The organism is Romboutsia sedimentorum (assembly GCF_030131845.1).
Lineage (GTDB): Bacteria > Bacillota > Clostridia > Peptostreptococcales > Peptostreptococcaceae > Romboutsia_D > Romboutsia_D sedimentorum.
The window spans coordinates 608,578-627,298 of the sequence record NZ_JASKYM010000001.1 but is presented as its reverse complement, the minus strand read 5'-3'; the positions used below and the strand labels follow the sequence as shown (position 1 = coordinate 627,298).

Annotated in this window: 19 protein-coding genes and 1 riboswitch; of the genes, 17 read left to right on the top strand and 2 right to left on the bottom strand. The window is 26.8% G+C overall.

Going from position 1 to position 18,721, the window contains the following annotated elements; translation table 11 throughout:
* Positions 1-48: 48 nt before the first annotated feature.
* From asrA to QOZ84_RS03300, 4 genes are read left to right on the top strand one after another with little or no spacing between them, the layout of a single operon-like run.
* Positions 49-1,059 carry an anaerobic sulfite reductase subunit AsrA gene (gene asrA / locus QOZ84_RS03315; protein WP_284131538.1) on the top strand — a complete coding sequence of 337 codons (1,011 nt, stop codon included), beginning with the start codon at positions 49-51 and terminating at the stop codon, positions 1,057-1,059.
* Position 1,060: 1 nt separating this feature from the next.
* Positions 1,061-1,852: an anaerobic sulfite reductase subunit AsrB gene (asrB, locus tag QOZ84_RS03310; RefSeq protein ID WP_284131537.1), complete on the top strand. Its 792-nt coding sequence runs from the start codon at positions 1,061-1,063 to the stop codon at positions 1,850-1,852.
* 12 nt (positions 1,853-1,864) lie between these two features.
* Positions 1,865-2,827 (top strand): sulfite reductase subunit C, encoded by a 963-nt coding sequence (asrC, locus tag QOZ84_RS03305; RefSeq protein ID WP_284131536.1) that lies wholly within the window; start codon positions 1,865-1,867, stop codon positions 2,825-2,827.
* Positions 2,828-2,856: 29 nt separating this feature from the next.
* Positions 2,857-3,630 carry a formate/nitrite transporter family protein gene (locus QOZ84_RS03300; RefSeq protein WP_284131535.1) on the top strand — a complete coding sequence of 258 codons (774 nt, stop codon included), beginning with the start codon at positions 2,857-2,859 and terminating at the stop codon, positions 3,628-3,630.
* Between the two features lie 77 nt (positions 3,631-3,707).
* Here QOZ84_RS03300 and QOZ84_RS03295 read toward each other — a convergent pair whose 3' ends face one another.
* Positions 3,708-4,442: a hypothetical protein gene (locus QOZ84_RS03295; RefSeq protein ID WP_284131534.1), complete on the bottom strand. Its 735-nt coding sequence runs from the start codon at positions 4,440-4,442 to the stop codon at positions 3,708-3,710.
* Between the two features lie 214 nt (positions 4,443-4,656).
* Positions 4,657-4,701, top strand: a riboswitch (PreQ1 riboswitch).
* Between the two features lie 90 nt (positions 4,702-4,791).
* Here QOZ84_RS03295 and QOZ84_RS03290 point away from each other — a divergent pair.
* The 13 genes from QOZ84_RS03290 to QOZ84_RS03230 all read left to right on the top strand — a co-directional run bounded on the left by QOZ84_RS03290 (position 4,792) and on the right by QOZ84_RS03230 (position 16,939).
* Complete coding sequence (locus QOZ84_RS03290) at positions 4,792-5,760, top strand: nucleoside hydrolase (protein ID WP_284131533.1); 969 nt, start codon at positions 4,792-4,794, stop codon at positions 5,758-5,760.
* A 1-nt stretch (position 5,761) separates the two neighbouring features.
* Entirely contained in the window at positions 5,762-6,322 is a 561-nt protein-coding gene (locus QOZ84_RS03285; RefSeq protein ID WP_284131532.1) for an ECF transporter S component, read from the top strand.
* Between the two features lie 14 nt (positions 6,323-6,336).
* Positions 6,337-7,026 (top strand): radical SAM protein, encoded by a 690-nt coding sequence (locus tag QOZ84_RS03280; protein ID WP_284131531.1) that lies wholly within the window; start codon positions 6,337-6,339, stop codon positions 7,024-7,026.
* A gap of 155 nt (positions 7,027-7,181) precedes the next feature.
* A complete protein-coding gene (locus QOZ84_RS03275) occupies positions 7,182-8,555 on the top strand; it encodes a rhodanese-like domain-containing protein (protein WP_284131530.1) in 1,374 nt (457 codons plus the stop codon).
* Between the two features lie 3 nt (positions 8,556-8,558).
* The gene (locus QOZ84_RS03270) at positions 8,559-8,999 is read left to right on the top strand and encodes a hypothetical protein (RefSeq protein ID WP_284131529.1); all 441 of its coding nucleotides are present in this window, start codon (positions 8,559-8,561) and stop codon (positions 8,997-8,999) included.
* A 190-nt stretch (positions 9,000-9,189) separates the two neighbouring features.
* Positions 9,190-9,669, top strand: a complete 480-nt coding sequence (locus QOZ84_RS03265) for a ferritin-like domain-containing protein (protein ID WP_284131528.1) — start codon at positions 9,190-9,192, stop codon at positions 9,667-9,669.
* A 256-nt stretch (positions 9,670-9,925) separates the two neighbouring features.
* On the top strand, positions 9,926-10,243 hold the full coding sequence (locus QOZ84_RS03260; RefSeq protein WP_284131527.1) for a YbjQ family protein: 318 nt from the start codon (positions 9,926-9,928) through the stop codon (positions 10,241-10,243).
* Positions 10,244-10,627: 384 nt separating this feature from the next.
* Positions 10,628-11,374 carry an ABC transporter ATP-binding protein gene (locus QOZ84_RS03255; protein WP_284131526.1) on the top strand — a complete coding sequence of 249 codons (747 nt, stop codon included), beginning with the start codon at positions 10,628-10,630 and terminating at the stop codon, positions 11,372-11,374.
* 15 nt (positions 11,375-11,389) lie between these two features.
* On the top strand, positions 11,390-13,351 hold the full coding sequence (locus tag QOZ84_RS03250; protein WP_284131525.1) for an FtsX-like permease family protein: 1,962 nt from the start codon (positions 11,390-11,392) through the stop codon (positions 13,349-13,351).
* Positions 13,352-13,560: 209 nt separating this feature from the next.
* Positions 13,561-13,848, top strand: coding sequence for a DUF2089 family protein (locus tag QOZ84_RS03245; protein WP_026901690.1), 288 nt, complete (start codon positions 13,561-13,563; stop codon positions 13,846-13,848).
* A gap of 4 nt (positions 13,849-13,852) precedes the next feature.
* Positions 13,853-14,146, top strand: coding sequence for a hypothetical protein (locus tag QOZ84_RS03240; protein WP_284131524.1), 294 nt, complete (start codon positions 13,853-13,855; stop codon positions 14,144-14,146).
* 31 nt (positions 14,147-14,177) lie between these two features.
* On the top strand, positions 14,178-16,139 hold the full coding sequence (locus QOZ84_RS03235; RefSeq protein ID WP_284131523.1) for an FtsX-like permease family protein: 1,962 nt from the start codon (positions 14,178-14,180) through the stop codon (positions 16,137-16,139).
* Between the two features lie 131 nt (positions 16,140-16,270).
* Positions 16,271-16,939 carry a class I SAM-dependent methyltransferase gene (locus tag QOZ84_RS03230; protein WP_284131522.1) on the top strand — a complete coding sequence of 223 codons (669 nt, stop codon included), beginning with the start codon at positions 16,271-16,273 and terminating at the stop codon, positions 16,937-16,939.
* 273 nt (positions 16,940-17,212) lie between these two features.
* On the opposite strand, the gene QOZ84_RS03225 is transcribed toward QOZ84_RS03230, so the two are convergent.
* Positions 17,213-18,439, bottom strand: a complete 1,227-nt coding sequence (locus QOZ84_RS03225; protein WP_284131521.1) for an MFS transporter — start codon at positions 18,437-18,439, stop codon at positions 17,213-17,215.
* Positions 18,440-18,721 lie beyond the last annotated feature (282 nt).

Genomic DNA, 18,721 nt, shown 5'->3' with positions numbered 1-18,721 from the left:
ATAAAATGTTAACATTAGATTAATAAGATATAAGAAGAGGTGGTTTTTATGAAAATAAAATTAGATGCACAAAAATTTAATGCAGGATTAAAAGCATTAAGTAAAGACTACAAAATACTTGCACCAGTGTCCTTAGAAAACAAAGGAACTTGTTCAGATACTAGTATTGTAAGATATGCACAGGTAAGTACTGTAGAAGAAATGGAATTTAGTAAAAAATCAGACTTTTCACCAAAGGAAGTAATATTTCCTATAACTCAAATACTATTTTATTTTACAGAAGAGGAATTTAAAGAAAAAGACATAGATGATAAAAAAGTAATAATCTTTTTAAGAGCTTGTGATATAAATGGTATAAAAAGATTAGACCAAATATATTTAGCTAATGGAATGGATGAAGATTATTATTATAAAACAGTTAGAGAAAAAGTTAAATTTGTTCTTGTAGGATGTAGAGAAAGCTTTAGAAATTGTTTCTGTGTTAGCATGGATTCTAACAAAGCGGATAATTACGCTATGGGAATGAATATATGTGAAGATGGACTTCAACTAGAAATAAAAGATGAAGAATTAAATGTATTTGACGGTGAAAACGTTGACTTTGAAATGGATTTTGTAAAAGAAAATTTATTTAATGTAAATATTCCAGACGAAGATAAGCTAAATCTTAAAGAAGTAGCAACTAGTGATATATGGGAAGAATATAATTCAAGATGTATTTCATGTGGAAGATGTAACTTTGTATGTCCGATTTGTTCTTGTTATACTATGCAAGATATTTTTTATAAAGAAAATGAAAATGTTGGAGAAAGAAGAAGAGTTTGGGCAGGTTGTCAGGTAGACGGATTTACACAAATGGCAGGAGGTCACGAATTTAGAAAAACTAAAGGTGAGCGAATGAGATTTAAAACAATGCATAAAGTATATGACTTTAAAAAGCGTTTTGGATATAACATGTGTGTAGGATGCGGAAGATGTGACGATGCATGTCCTCAATATATATCATTCTCAAAATGTATAGAAAATGTAGCAGATTTAGTAAACAAGGAGGACAAATAATATGAATTCATATATACCGATAAGTGCAAAAATTATAGATATAGTCAAACATACTGATATAGAATGGACTTTTAGAGTTAAGTGCAGTACTGAAGGAGTTCTTCCAGGAAAATATTATGAAATATCTATACCAAAGTTTGGAGAAAGTCCAATATCTGTAAGTGGGTATGGAAAAGATTATATAGATTTTACAATAAGAAGTGTTGGTAAAGTAACTAATAAGTTATTCAACTATAAGGTTGGAGATAACTTCTTTATGAGAGGACCATACGGAAATGGTTTTGATGTAAATAAATATGAGGGAAGAGAAGTTGTAGTAGTGGCAGGTGGAAGTGGGCTTGCGCCTGTAAGAGGAATAGTAGAACATTTTTACGAAAACATTGATAAGTGTGAAAGTTTTAAATTAATAGTTGGATTTAGATCTTTAAAAGATTTGTTATTTAGAGATGATTTAAAAAGATGGAGTAAAAAACTAGACATAATAGTCACTGTGGATAAGGCACAAGATGATTATGAAGGAAATGTTGGGTTAGTTACAAAGTATATTGAAAAATTAAATATAAAAGATATAAATAATACATCAGCAATAGTAGTAGGACCTCCTATGATGATGCATTTTAGTGTAGGAGAATTTCTAAAAAAAGGTTTAGCAGAAACTAATATATGGGTTTCATATGAAAGAAAAATGTGTTGTGGAATAGGCAAATGTGGACATTGTAAAATGGATGACACTTATATATGCATAGATGGGCCTGTGTTTGATTATTCTTATGCTAAAAATCTTATAGATTAGGAGAAAAATATTATGATAAGAGATTTAAATACTAAAAAAACAATGAAAAATGCTTTTAGGATAACTAAAAATAAATATGAAACAGCACTTAGAGTTAGAATACCAGGTGGATGTGTAGACCCTGAAAGTTTGATGACAGTTTCAAAGATTGCAAGTGAGTATGGAAATGGTCAAATACATATAACAACAAGACAAGGTTTTGAGATACTTGGAATAGATATGAAAGATATGCAAGAGGTAAATAAACTTATACAACCAATCATAGATAAAATGGATATAAACCAAACTAAAAAAGGTAGCGGATATCCATCAGCAGGAACTAGAAATATAGCTGCTTGCATAGGTAATAAAGTTTGTCCAAAAGCACAGTACAATACAACTGAATTTGCAAAGAAAATAGAAGATGCAGTATTCCCTAATGATTTACACGTTAAAGTTGCTTTAACAGGCTGTCCAAATGATTGTATAAAAGCAAGAAGTCATGATTTCGGAATAATTGGTATGGCTTTACCTATTTATGAAAAAGATAGATGTGTATCATGTAGAGCATGTGTTAAAAAGTGTAAAAGTGTATCAACAGGAGCACTTCATACTGAAAATTATAGAGTAATAAGAGATCATAGCAAATGTATAGGATGTGGAGAATGCGTTCTTAATTGCCCAACAAATGCATGGACTAGAGATTCTAAAAAATACTATCGATTAGCTATAATGGGTAGAAGTGGTAAAAAGAACCCAAGATTAGCAGAAGATTTTTTAATATGGGCTGATGAAGAAAATATTATAAAAATAATATTAAATACATATAGATACGTAGAACATTATATAGATAGAAGTCTTCAAAAAGAACATATTGGATATATAGTAGATAGAACTGGATTTATGGAATTTAAAAAATGGGCTTTAGAAGATGTGAATTTTGATGACATAACTATAGTGAATCAAAATGTTTCTTGGAGTGGTATAAAATATTAGTATTTAATAGAGTACATGGAGGCTATATTATGCATAATGAAACATTAGAAAAACTAACTAATGCAGCAAAGAGTAAAATCAACTTGTTAAATAAAAGTAAGTTGAAATACTTAACATCTGCAGCTTTTGCAGGGCTTTATATAGGAATAGGAATAATTTTAATATTTACAATAGGGGGACTTTTATCAGCGTCAGATTCTCCTATGACAAAGATAATGATGGGGGTATCATTTGCAATAGCTCTTAGCTTAGTAATAATGACAGGAACAGAATTATTCACAGGTAATAATTTAGTAATGACAGCAGGTGCTTTAAATAAAGGCGTAACGCTTCGTGACACTGGAAAAGTATGGATTTATAGTTATGTAGGTAACTTAATAGGTTCATTAGTAGTAGCAGGTTTATTTGTAGGAAGTGGACTAGTTAATAAAGGTCCAGTAATGGAGTTTTTTGCGACTACGGCAGCAGCAAAAGCATCAGCACCATTTATGGCATTAGTATTTAGAGGTATTTTATGTAATATATTAGTATGTGTAGCAGTTTTATGCTCAGCTAGAACTAATAGCGATAGTGCTAAATTGATAATAATATTTATGTGTTTATTTGCATTTATAACAAGTGGATTTGAGCATAGTATAGCTAATATGACTGTATTTGGAGTAGCTTTATTATCACCAACAATACAAACGGTTACAATAGCTTCAGCGGCATACAATTTATTAGCAGTAACTTTAGGAAATATTATAGGTGGAGCATTGTTTATGGGTGTTGGTACTTATATACTTGGAAGTGAGAAAAAGTAATATATTATATTTGATTATAGATAAAGTTCATTGATTTTGGATGAACTTTTTCTATAATCTTTAAGTATCCTTGCTTATTATTTTTTAGATTTTTTAGAATTTTTTCTGTTTTCAGCATCTAGATATGATAAAAATAGTAATCCCTTAGATAAGATTTGAAATTTACTATTTTCTAAATTTCCTAAAGTTTGGATTATGCCTAATGTATCTGCATTTACTATACCTACAATTCTTTGTTGAATAAGAAGATCATAATAATTATTATAAACTTGTTTTATAGGATAAATTGCACTTGGTGCATCTACATATGGTTCATAATAAGGTTTAACACTACCATCAGATGAATATATTTCATTTAAGTATTGTTTTGGTCTTGAAGATAAGTCTATAGAATATTTTTTAGTTCCACAATTTACATGAACTTTATAATTATTTACATATTTAGCAGAACAGCTATTTTCTTCATTAAACTTATTTTGATTAAATATTTCTATTAATTTATTGTCTTCATATTTGTAAATAACTCCGATTTCAAATCCACCAGATCCACCAAATCCACCTCTTACCATGATTTCTGACTTATTATCCCCTGTAAAATCACCTATGAAAAGCTGCATATTATATCCACCATAATTAAAATCTATAGATATGGGCGAGTTACTTTTAGGATTTAGTATGAGTTTAATATTATCTGCATACTCACTATCTGTTGAAGGATGAACACCGACAAGTATTACGTTGTCTTTTGAATGCTCATCTATTATATTCCCTGATGCATCATCTAGAATGACTTTTTCAGTATTATTAGCCATATTAATCCCCCTTGTATTTAAAAGTTTTCTATCGTATTACTTTATGATATTTATGAAATTAGTGTTAATGAAAAATAAAAAATTAGTACAAGTATAGATTATTGGCATATACAGTTTTTGTTTTAAATGCATTTTTAGTATGATATAATCAAATAGTAAATATTATATTAATATATAAATTGAAAATCTAAATAAAAGTATTAATAACTTTTATTTAGGACTTGTTCGAGAACCTCCAAGTATAAAAAACTAAGGTGTTTATATAGTGGCAGTATATAATACGTATCCTTAGCTATGACTTTTAAGTTGTAAGGTTCTCCTTATTAATAATTTTTAAGGAGGCATTATTATGCAAAAAAGAAAAGTAATAATTGATTGTGACCCAGGGATAGATGATTCTCTGGCAATTCTTCTAGCACTAAACTCACCAGAACTAGAAGTAGTAGGTATAACTACTTGCAGTGGAAATGTACCTGCAAGACTTGGAGCGAAAAATGCTCTAAAAGCACTTCAAATGTGTTCTTCATTACATGTACCTGTATATGTAGGAGAAGAACATCCATTAAAAAGAGAACTTGTAACAGCACAAGATACCCACGGAGAAGATGGAGTGGGAGAGAATTTTTATGAAGAAATAAGTGATGCTCAAATTAAAGATGGAGGAATTGATTTTATAATAGATACTTTAAAAAATAATGAAAAAATATCTATAATAGCTCTAGGACCTCTTACTAATATAGCAAAAGCACTTATGAAAGATAAAGAAGCTTTCAACAATTTAGATGAGTTTGTATCTATGGGGGGAGCTTTTAGAATTCATGGAAATTGTTCACCAGTAGCAGAATTTAATTACTGGGTAGATCCTCATGGAGCTGATTATGTTTACAAGAACTTACCTAGAAAAATTCACATGGTAGGATTAGATGTAACTAGAAAAATCGTACTTACACCAAATATAATAGAGTTTATTAACAGACTTGATAAAGATATGGCTAAGTATATAACAGAGATTACAAGATTTTATATTGATTTTCATTGGGAACAAGAAAAAGTAATAGGGTGCGTTATAAATGACCCATTAGCAGTAGCATATTTTATAGATAGAAGCATATGTGAAGGCTTTGAATCTTTTGTTGAAGTTGTAGAAGATGGTATAGCTATGGGGCAATCTGTAGTTGATAGTTTTGATTTTTACAAAAAAGAAAATAATGCAGTTGTATTAACTGATACTGATGAAAAGAAATTTATGTATATGTTCTTAAAACGATTGTTTAAAGGATATGAAGATGTTATAGACTCAGTAGAAGGAGTGATATAACATGAATAAAAAAACTAATGTTAGAACTATTACCTTAGTTGGATTAGGAGTAGCTTTAAATATTATAGGTGCTTTTATAGCTCTTAATTTAAAACTGCCAATATACCTAGATTCTATAGGAACTATAATGATAGCTGCTTTATTAGGTCCTAAATATGCAGTAATAACTGGAGTATGTGGAAGCTTAGTTAGTGGTATGACATTTGACATATATTCACTTTACTTTGCACCTGTTCAAATATCAACTGGATTCTTTGCAGGACTTATGTATGAAAAAGGATTTTTAAAAGGTAGAAAAACACCTTTAGGAGTGGTTATATTTACAATTCCAACGTCTATAATAAGTGCTATGATAGCTGCTTATTTATTTGGAGGAGTTACATCATCAGGTTCTTCATATATAGTTCAGATACTTAGAGTTGTAGGAATGCCTGATGTAGTAAGTGTGTTTATAGTACAAATATTTACAGACTATGCAGATAAATTTGTAGCAGTAGCGTTGGTAGGATTAGGAGTTAATGCGCTTCCTAAAAGTATTAAGCTATCTATGACAAGCAAATAGATAAAGGAGATATTATGGATAGATATAGTGAAGTAACAAATAAAAATATTAGAGAGATAGTACTTCTTAAAGGATACCCATGTATATGGGGAAAATGTAGTTTTTGTGATTATATATCAGACAATTCAACCTTGGAAAATGAAATGAATAAATTAAACTTTGAAGTTTTAGAAAATGTGTCTGGTAAATACAAAGTACTTGAGGTAATAAATTCAGGAAGTTGCTTTGAATTACCAAAGGCTACACTTAATAAAATAAAAGAAGTAATAAAAGAAAAAAATATAGAAAAGTTGTTTTTAGAAAGTCATTGGTGTTATAAAAATAAAATACAAGAAATGAGAGACTTTTTTGAAATACCAATAACTTTTAAAATAGGAGTAGAAAGCTTTGACTATGAATTTAGAAATACATTTTTAAATAAAAATGCAAAGTTTAAAACTTATGAAGATATTAAAAAATATTTTGATTCCCCTTGTATGATGGTAGGAATAAAAGGTCAAACAAAAGAGATGATAGATAAAGATATGGAAATAGTATTAAATAATTTTGATCATGCTACTATTAATGTATTTATAAATAATACATCACAAATAAAAAGAGATGAAGAAATAGTAAAATGGTTTAGGGAAAAATATAAATTCTTAGATGAAAATCCAAAAATTGAGGTACTTTATAACAATACTGATTTTGGAGTTGGAGATTAATATAGATTAAAATCGGTTGAAATATTTAAAATTAATATAGGTAATTTCTATAATTGTGTACGATAATATAGAAATTACCTATATTGCTATACTAACAAAAATTAATTTGATAATATGAAACAATATATATATAAAAATGATAAAAAGGTAGGTAAATGAACTTGAAGCGAACTTTTAAAAACATAGCACTAATAAGTACTTTAATAACAAGTATGCTAACACTATCTGCATGTAGTAACAAAGAAAATGAAAAACCAGAGGCAAGCGAAGTTAAAACTAAGGTTATTTCAACAGAAGAGCTAAAAACTAATGTAGATAAAGATGATTGGATAGTTGTAGATACTAGATTAAATGATTCGTACAATGGATGGACTTTAAATGGAGAAAAAAGAGGTGGACATATACCACAAGCCGTAGATTTTTCTTATAACTGGCTAAAGGTTGAAGACAAAAACAAAGATAAAATATTAAAAGAAGCTTTAAAAAATAAAGGGATAGAAAAAGATAAAAATATAGTTTTATATGATACTGACGGTAAATCTAGTAATGAAGTTGCAAGTTATTTAAATGAAAATGGATATAAAAATTTATATACATATGACATAGACCAATGGGCTGAGGATAAAAATTTGCCATTAGAAAAATATGAAAATTATAAAATGATAGTACCTGCAAAGGTAGTTAAAGAAGTTGTTGATGGAAAAAAACCAGAAACATTTGAAAAAGCAAAAAATGTAAAGATAGTTGAAGCGAGTTGGGGAGAAGAGACTGAAAGCTATAAAAAAGGTCATATACCAACTAGTGTTCATATAAATACAGATACAGTAGAACCACCACCAACTTGGATGTTAGCAAGTGATAAAGATTTAGCTAAATTTGCTAAGGATTATGGTTTCACAAAAGATGATACTATAATAGTAACAGGAGCTGAGCCGATGGCATCTTATCGTGTAGCAACTGTACTAAGATACATCGGTGTGAATGATGTTAGAGTATTAAACGGAGGAAGTGATTCTTGGGTTAGCGCAGGATATGAACTAGAAACTAAAAGTAATCCTAAAACACAAGGAGCTGACTTTAAAGCAACAATACCTGCTAACCCTGATTTAATAGATACTATACCTGAATTAAAAGAAAAATTAAAAGATGATAAATTCACTTTAGTTGATAATCGTATGTGGGATGAATATATAGGGAAAATATCAGGATATAGCTACCATAAGAAAAAAGGACGTATACCGGGAGCAGTTTATGGATATGCAGGAACAGAAGGATCTACATCTCTTAATTACTATAGAAACATAGATAAAACTATGAGAAATGCAAATGAAATAAAAGATCTATGGAAAAAATGTGGTATAGATACAAATAACCAATTAGCATTTATGTGTGGAAGTGGTTGGAGAGCAGCAGAAGTTTTAACATATGCTAATGTTATGGGATATGATAAAACATCTTTATATAGTGATGGATGGATAGGATGGAGTACTGATTCTTCAAATCCTACAGAAACTGGAGAACCTAAATAAAGTATGAAAAAATTAAATTTAAGCAGTATTATATATAGATTAGTAGCTTCTATACAAAGTGTTATAATTGTAGCTACATTTATAATACAATATCTAACGAATAAAAAGGCTGGTGTTATGCACCATGTTTATTATAAAAAATACCAATTTGAAAATGGCATTTTTTCACCAGAAAACTTGCAAGTTCAAAAGATAATTTCAATAATATTAATTATAATATTTTTAGTATTATTAGCTTATTTTATGAAGAAAAGAGTATCTAAGTTTTTTAAAGTTCAATTAGTAATAACTACTATATTGAGTATAATGCTTTTTATAGTTGTGAGTAGTGGATATTTTGCTAGTAAGTTAGCATATCACTATTTTATAATAGCATTTTCATTAGTACTTGTGATACAAGTGGTAGTAACTATGTTTAGTTATAAAAAGCTAGATAGAAGATAAGATTATATAAAAAAGTATTCTCTTGAAAATATTTAAGGGAGTACTTTTTGTTTTATATCACTTTAATATTTAAAATAGGGTTTTAAATGTAATGTTGGCATAAATTAAAATATAAAATGAAAATAAAGAACAAAATTGTCACAACCTGAATAATATATATAGATATATATTATAATAGGGAGGAATTTTTATGTTTAATTATAATTACCCAACATCAAAGTCATTTATAAATTCAGTAAATCTAATGCAACAATCTGTAGAAGGTGAAAAATCTGATGCGCTTTTTTATGAATGGCTAATAAATAACATACCAACAGATATACTTACTAAAAAGCAGTCAAAATCAATAAAAGATACAATAGAATCAATAAGAGAAGATGAAATATCTCATAATAAGATGTTTAAGCAAATGTATAGCCAGTTAACTGGAATAGATGCAGCTCCAGTAGAAGAAGAATTTATACCGCCAGAAAATTTTATAGAAGGAATAATTAAAGCTCTAAATGGTGAGCTAAATGCAGTTAAGAGATATAGACAAATAATGAATGGAATGCCAAATCTTTATTTTAGAGACAATATATTTAATATATTAACAGACGAACTAAGACATGCAAGTTTATATAATTATATTTATACAACTGTTTTAGATGCTCAAAAACAAACTAAATAATTATAATAAATGCGAATTTAATTACTGTATTTACTTTCTTAAAATGTCCTGCTAACAGGACATTTTTGTGATTTTAAATACATAAATAGTGTATTATTACTAAGTACTTTTATTATTTTGAAAAATATAGTAATATAAAATTAAAACTAAGTGATTTAGCTATACTATTTGAATAATAAAAATAATTAGTGTAGATAATAAAAAGATGTACATAAGCTTGATTTTTAATTAACTAATACATTAGGAGGATTTTAAATTGATAATATTAACTATTGACGATGTTCCAGGAAAAAAAGTGACTAAGGTTGTAGGATTAGTAAAAGGAAGCACTATAAGAGCTAAACATATAGGAAAAGATATTGGAGCAGGTTTAAAAAATCTTTTAGGCGGAGAGCTTAAATCATATGACGAAATGCTTAGAGAAGCTAGAGAAATAGCAATACAAAGAATGGTTGAAGATGCGAAGTCACAAGGTGCTAATGCTATAGTAGGATTTAGATTAACTTCAGCAGCAGTTATGCAAGGAGCAGCTGAAATGCTTGCTTATGGAACTGCAGTTGTAGTAGAAGATTAGGACTATAATTAATAAAATAAATATTAAATAGTGTAAGAGTTGATTTAAATTTTTATATTCTATATTTTAAAAAAGCTTTCTTTTTAAAAAGAAGGCTTTTTTTATGTTTATATTGATTTTAAATTCTATATTTTAATATATAGTATTATCAAGTATCCTACTTTAATAAAAAACAATTGACTTTTAATAAAAATAAATATAAACTTTAATAAAGTTTAACTTTATTAAAGAAATACAAATAAAGTTAAATAAAAATTGTATAAACTAAGGATTCCTAAATGGATATAAGGTTTAAATTATGAGGATTTAAATTTATGAGTTGATTTTTGATATTTATAAATTTATATAGTTAGCTAAAATATAAAAATAAGGGGAATATGTATAATGAAAGAGTTGTTAAGTATTAAAAACGTAGTTAAAAAGTATGAAATGGCAGAATATAATGCACTAGATAATGTTAGCTTTAGCATAACTCAGGGGGAATTTGTTGCGATAATGGGGGCTTCTGGTTCAGGTAAAACTACACTATTAAATATTGCTTCAACTATTGATAAAACTGATTGTGGAGAAATTTATATAAAAGGTAGAAACATTACAAACATGTCTGACTCTAAAGCTGCAGACTTTAGAAAAGATGAACTTGGGTTTATATTTCAAGAGTATTTTTTATTAGATAGTTTAACTGTAAGAGAAAACCTATCTATTCCACTATCTTTACTTTCAAAGTCAAAAGATAAAATTGACGAAAAAATTGAATGTTTAGCTTCAAAGTTTGATATGTTAAATCAATTGGAAAAGTACCCACATCAATTATCGGGAGGTCAAAAACAGCGTGTAGCAGTTATTAGAGCAATAATAAAAGAACCAGCTATAATTTTTGCAGATGAACCTACAGGAGCTCTAGATTCAAACTCTACTGAAAGTGTTATGAATCATCTTCATCTTGTAAACAAAGAAATGAATTCTACGATTATGATGGTAACACATGATATTTATGCAGCAAGTTACGCTAGTCGTGTGATATTTTTCAAGGATGGAAAAATTGTAAATGGAATAGTAAAAGATGATTTAGATGACAGAGATACTTTTCAAAATCAAATATATAAAATAATGTTAAGTATGAGTAAGTAAGGGGGGATAACGTAGATGTTAATTAAAATTGCAAGTTCAAATATAAGGAAAAATTTTTCGTTTTATAAACTATATATAGTATCTCTAACTATTATAATATCAATGTATGTCACATTTCAGTCATTTGCACATGATACAATAATGTTAAGTAAAATAAGCCAAGATGGTAGAGTGGAAACAATGTCAAATACTATAAATGTATTTTTTATAGTATTTGTTATATTTTTCATGTTATACTTTAATAATTTTTTTATTAAAAAAAGAAGCAAAGAATTAGGAGTATATTCTTTGCTTGGGTTTTCTAAAAAAAAGGTAAGTTTATTATTAATATATGAAAGTACTATAATAATTATTAGTTCATTTTTATTTAGTATTTTTGCAGGAAGTATATTATATATATTTATAAATAAAGCTTTATTTATAGCATTAGAAATTAACGATGCAAGTTTAAATCAAATTATAAATAAAACAGCAGTACTCAATTCATTTATATTAATTATCATTATGACATTCACAATAATCATTTCAAATTTATACGAATTAAAGAAGTTTACTTTAATTAATCTAGTTAATTATAGTAAAAAGAAAGAAAAAACAATAAAAAATAGACCATTTGTTGGAGTGGTAGGACTAATATTATTGATAATAGGATATTCACTATCAATAAATATTATAAACTTAGAAGAATCTATTTGGAAAAAAATAGGACATATGCCGGTTGCATTATTTGTTTTATGTTGTACTGTATTAGGTACTATTATAGTGGTAAGATACTCTGTATCTTTAATACTATCTAAAATAAGACACAATAAAAATATGTTATATACAAAAGTAAGTAATATTGTAGTACCTAGATTTATCTACAGAATGAATAGCAAATCAAAAATATTAATAGTTGTGACATTATTAGTATCAGGAACAATAACTATGCTTTCATGCTTATTACTATCTCTCTATTTTCCGTTAAAAGCAAATGAAAGAATCAATCCATCTGTAATTGAACATACTCTAAATAATAAAGAGGTTACTAGTAATATAAAAAAATTAAGTGATACCTACGATTTTAATTCAAGTAAAACTGAAATTTTACAGTTAAAAGTAGATTTACAGATTAATGTTCCTTATGAATATACAAAGAAACAAAATCATTCATTCGATGTAATTTCATACTCAAACTTTAAAGAGCTTTTAGAAAAGCAAGGAAATAAATACAATTTTAAAGAATTAAAATCCGGAGAAGGCATATTTATAAATTATTATCCAAATGATGAAAGCTTAAATCAAGAGTATAAATTGAAATTAGGCAATAAAAATAAATTTAAGACTATAAAAGTAGTAGAGAATACAATTAGTAATCCTATTAGTTTTCAAAATAGCCTAGCTACTCTTGTAGTACCAGATAATGACTATGATAATATGAAATTAGATGACTCTATACAAAGAAAAACTATATTTTCATTAAATGGTAAGGGGCTAAGACATGATAAAGAGTTTTATAATAAAATACATAAAATTATAAAAGATACAGATAAAGGATTTACAAGTAGCTATGCAAGAAACGCACTGATTAAAGAAGGAAGTAGCTCAACATTTGTACTATTATCATTTATTGCAGTTCTTTTCTTTATAACAACAGGTAATATGCTATATTTTACAAATGTAGTAGAAACATTGAACGTAAAAGATGAATATTTTATATTGAGTAAAATGGGATATAGCTTTAAAATGATAAAAAAAATAATAAGAAGAGAAATAGCCTTAATGTATAGTATTCCACTAATTTTAGGAATATTAAATGGATTCTTTGCATTGATTTGTTTCAGATATATGTTGATTGATACTTTAATTGGAAACTTCAGCATTCTAAAACTTCCGTTAATTTACACAAGTGTTATATTTGTAATAATTTATTTGATTTTTTATCTTATTACAATCAATTCATGTAAAAAAACAATACTTGAAGTAAACAGTATATAAAAATCTAATATATCTATTAGCATAAAAATCTATAGAATCATTTATGTATCAATCAACTTTTGATAAGCTTTGATTAGAATACATCAAGTAAAAGATAAACTGATTAAATGGTAAATAATTGACTTTTAATAAAAATAAATATAAACTTTAATAAGGTTTAACTTTATTAAAAAAAAATAAATAAAATTAAAGAAATGAGAGGTAACAGAATGATTCCTAAATGGATAGAAGGTTTAAATGATGAGGATTTAAATTTTATAAAAAAGTTTATATTAGCATCAGGATCACTTAAGGAAGTTGCAAATTTATACAATGTAACTTATCCAACTGTAAGACTAAGATTAGATAAATTAATAAAAAAAATTCAGATTAATGAAAGTAATAGTGCCGACCCATATGTATCATTAGTTAAGCAGTTAGCACTACAAGATAAATTAGATTTTGACACTGCAAAACTTTTGATATCAGAATATAAGAAAATTGAAAAGGAGAAATAAAACTATGATTCAAAAGGTAAATTTTTTAACGATAGTTATATTGCCAATAGGATTTATATTAGTACAGACACTGTTGTCAAAGAATGATAGTAAATATCCGGGTCTTATTATACCTATACTTAATTTTTTATTTTCTATAGTAGGAATAATACAAACACCTAATGCAAAGAACATGTTGTCTGGTTTTATTATGTGCAATACCACAACAGTAATTGCATTAATAATTCTGTATATATGTCAAAGAAACATAAAGAAAAAAAATCAAATGATTAAGATGAAGATACAAGATTTAGAATAACTAGAGCTTGAAAAATAGGGGGATAACGTAGATGTTAATTAAAATTGCAAGTTCAAATATAAGAAAAAATTTTTCGTTTTATAAACTATATATAGTATCTCTAACTATTATAATATCAATGTATGTCACATTTCAATCATTTGCACATGATACAATAATGTTAAGTAAAATAAGCCAAGATGGTAGAGTGGAAACCATTTCAAATACTATAAATATATTTTTTATAGGGTTTGTTATATTTTTCATGTTATACTTTAATAACTTTTTTATTAAAAAAACAAGCAAAGAATTAGGAATATATTCTTTACTTGGATTTTCTAAAAAAAAGATAAGTTTACTATTAATATATGAAAGTATTATAATAACTATTAGTTCATTTTTATTTAGTATTTTTGCAGGAAGTATATTATATATATTTATAAATAAAGCTTTGTTTACAATATTAGAAATTAACGATGCAAGCTTAAATCAAATTATAAATAAAACAGCAGTATTCAACTCATTTATATTAATTCTCATTATGACATTGACCATAGTCATTTCAAATATATACGAATTAAAAAAACTTACCCTAATTAATTTAGTTAATTATAGCAAAAATAAAGAAAAAGTAATAAAAAATAGACCGTTTGTTGGGGTAGTAGGGTTTTTATTATTGATAATAGGATATTCACTATCAATAAATATTATAAACTTACAAGAATCTATTTGGGTAAAAATAGGATATCAACCAGTTGCATTATTCGTTTTATGCTCTACTGTATTAGGTACTATTATAGTGATAAGATACTCTGTATCTTTAGTACTATCTAAAATAAGAGAAAATAAAAATATACTATATGCAAAAATAAGTAATATTGTAATACCTAGATTTATCTACAGGATGAATAGCAAATCCAAAATATTAATAGTTGTAACATTATTAGTATCAGGAACAGTAACTATGCTTTCCTGTCAACTGTTAACAAATCATTATACGCTAAAAGCAAATGAAAGAATCAATCCATCTGCAATTGAATATACCCTAAATAATAAAGATATAAATAGCAATGTAAATAAATTAAGTTCTACATACAATTTTAATTCAAGTGAAACTGAAATTTTACAGTTAAAGGCAGATTCCAAGGATAAAATTCCTTATGAATATACAAAGAAACAAAATCATTCATTTGATGTAATTTCATATTCAGACTTTAAAGATCTTTTAAAAAATCAAGGAAATACATACAATTTTAAAAAATTGAAATCAGGAGAAGGAATATTTATAAATTATTATCCAAATGATGAAAGCTTAAATCAAGAGTATAAATTGAAATTAGGAAATAAAAATAAATTTAAGACTATAAAAGTAGTAGAAAATACAGTTAGTAACTCTATTAGTTTTCAAAATAGTATAGCTACTCTTGTAGTACCAGATATTGACTATAATAATATGAACTTAGATGACTCCATACAAAGAAAAACTGTATTCTCATTAAATGGCAAGGGTCTAAGAGATAATAAAGAATTTTATAATGAAATACATAAAGTTATAAAAGGCACAGATAAAGGATTTGCAAGTAGTTATGCAAGAAATTCAAGTATTAAAGAAGCAAATGTTTCAACAGATCTACTATTATTATTTATTACTGTACTTTTATTTATAACAACAGGTAATATGCTATATTTTACAAATTTAGTAGAAACATTGAACGTAAAAGATGAATATTTTATATTAAGCAAAATGGGATATAGTTTCAAAATGATAAAAAAAATAATAAGAAGAGAAATAGCCTTAATGTATATTATTCCACTGATTTTAGGAATATTAAATGGATTCTTTGCATTGATTTGTTATAGATATATGTTGGTTGATACCTTAATTGGAAACTTACAGATTCTAAAACTTCCGTTAATTTACACAATTGCTATATTTGGAACAATTTATTTGATTTTTTATCTTATTACAATTAATTCATGTAAAAAAACAATACTTGAAGCGAGGGTTATATAAACTTATGTTTAAAGCTCCTAAATTTTAAGAATAAAAAATGTATTTAAGCTAAAGGACTTGTTTATAGATTTTAGTTACATACAAGACTACAATTAAGTATAAATAAGTCTTTATGAAAGGGATTTTATAAAATGGATATAAGAAAACAAAATGAAATTGCTTGGAATAACGAAGTTAAGATAGGAAATAAATGGACATTACCTATAAGCTCAGAAGAAGTAGAAATGGCTAAAAAAGGAGACTATACATTATTATTAACTCCAACAAAACCTATACCTAAAGAATGGATTGGAAATATAAAAGGAAAAAAAGTGCTTTGTCTTGCATCTGGGGGAGGTCAGCAAGGACCTATATTTTCTGCATTAGGTTGTGATGTTACAGTATTTGACAACAGCAAAGGTCAGTTAGATAAAGATAAAATGGTATCTGAGAGAGATAATTTGACTATTAATTTAGAACAAGGTGATATGAGAGATTTATCAAGATTTGATAATGAAACTTTTGATTTTATTTTTCACCCAGTTTCTAACTGTTTTATAGATAATGTAGAAAAAGTATGGAAGGAATGTTATAGGGTATTAAAAACAGGAGGGGTATTAGTATCTGGGTTTTCTAATCCTCTTATATACATTTTTGACTTATATGAATGGGAAAAAAATAATAAATTAATTTTAAAAAATAGTATTCCATATTCTGATATAGAACAACTTCCTAAAAATCAATTAGAAGAAAGAATTGAAAATAAGGATACCTTAGAATTTGGGCACTCATTGCAAAGTCAAATGGGGGGGGCAAATTGATGCTGGATTTGTGATAGGTGGTTTTTATGAAGATAATTCTGATGGAGATCTATTAGATAAACATATAGATACATATATTGCAACTAAATCAATAAAATTATAGCTACTAATTATACTGGAAAAGATCATCATTAATGATAATGCTTACAGATCATTAGGATATTTAATTTAAATGTCCCGCAAACGTGAAGTTAATAGTTATATTTAGATTCATAAAATGTCACGTTTGCGGGAATATAAAAATATATTTTAATTTGTTTTATCTACATAAATTTAGCAATTATTATTTGTTTCTTCAGGAATATAATTTAAAAACTTTTTTACATCTTTATTTACAACAATGCTACATATAATAATAATTCCTAATAGAGTGCTTGATATTATTAGAGTCCTAGGATTCATAAATTCACCTAATACGCCGCCAACAAAATTCCCTATAGGAGAAATCGCCATAGCCAAAGTACCAATAGTAGCAAAAACCTTTCCTCTTTTATCTGAAGGTGTTACTAGCATTATAGTTGAATTTGCCATGGTATTAAATATAAACATAAAGGCAAATGCAACAGTAAAACATAAAATTATAACTATAAAGTTATTCATAAATGCACCTAGTCCTATAAAGGACATAAATATGAATATTGAAGAAAGATATATTTTATATTTATGATTTGGATTAATATTAATAAAAGATAAGATAAGCGTTCCTATTAAAAATCCGAAACTTTGAAATCCACTTAATAAACCATATTTAGTCATTCCTAGAGACGGATCAGATAAAAACCAAGGTATGATTAATACTCGTATCATTCCAAATAGAAAGTTTATAAAGAAAGCCATTATTAGACTTCTTACCAACCCTTTAAACTTTAGAATAAACCTAAGACCGTCCATAAAATCCTCTTTAAAAGTAACGTTTATATTTTTTCTTTCAATTTTAGGAATTTGAATAAACCCTTCAGTAAAAGCTGAAAATAAATAGGATATTCCATTAATTAAAAACATCAAAGGGGCACCAAGTATGGTATATACAAAACCACCAATAGACTGGCCGATTATATCTGCACCAGTAGTAGCCATTTGATAAGATGAATTAGCCTTAATTAATTTTTCTTTAGGCACTAATTCTGGAAGTACAGATTGTATTGAAGGATTAAAAAAGGAGGAACATATTCCAAGTATAATTCCCATCAACATTACCATCCAAACTTTTAGAAAACCACCTATTGCTGCAAAAGCAAGAAGTAACATGCTAACACCCCTTACGATATCTCCTAAAACAATTAATTTTTTCCTATCAGATTTATCTACTATAACTCCAGCAAAAGGACCTAATATTATCCTAGGGATTGTAACTAAAGCCATTATACTCCCCATGATTGCTGTTGAACCAGTTTCTTGAAGTACCCAAAATCCTAAAGCCATCGAATATAGAGCATCTCCAAAAACAGATACTAATTGACCTTGCCATAGTAGAAAAAAATTTTTATTCCATAATTTCATACTTATCCTCCTTTTATATAAATATTAAAATTTAATTTGGTCTAGGGCTAAATAAAAGATAACTTTAGTGATATATGTTATTTCAGTCATAAATTCATACCTTTCAGTCAAAATATAATATGTAAATTACATAATATGGTATTATTATATACTATATGAAATATAAAAAGGATGGTGTGAGATATATTTAAGGCTTCTAAATTTTAAATATAAAGAATAAGACAAATATTATATTTTATAAAATATAGTATTTGTGAAGTTTAAAAATAGCCTTTTTGTTAG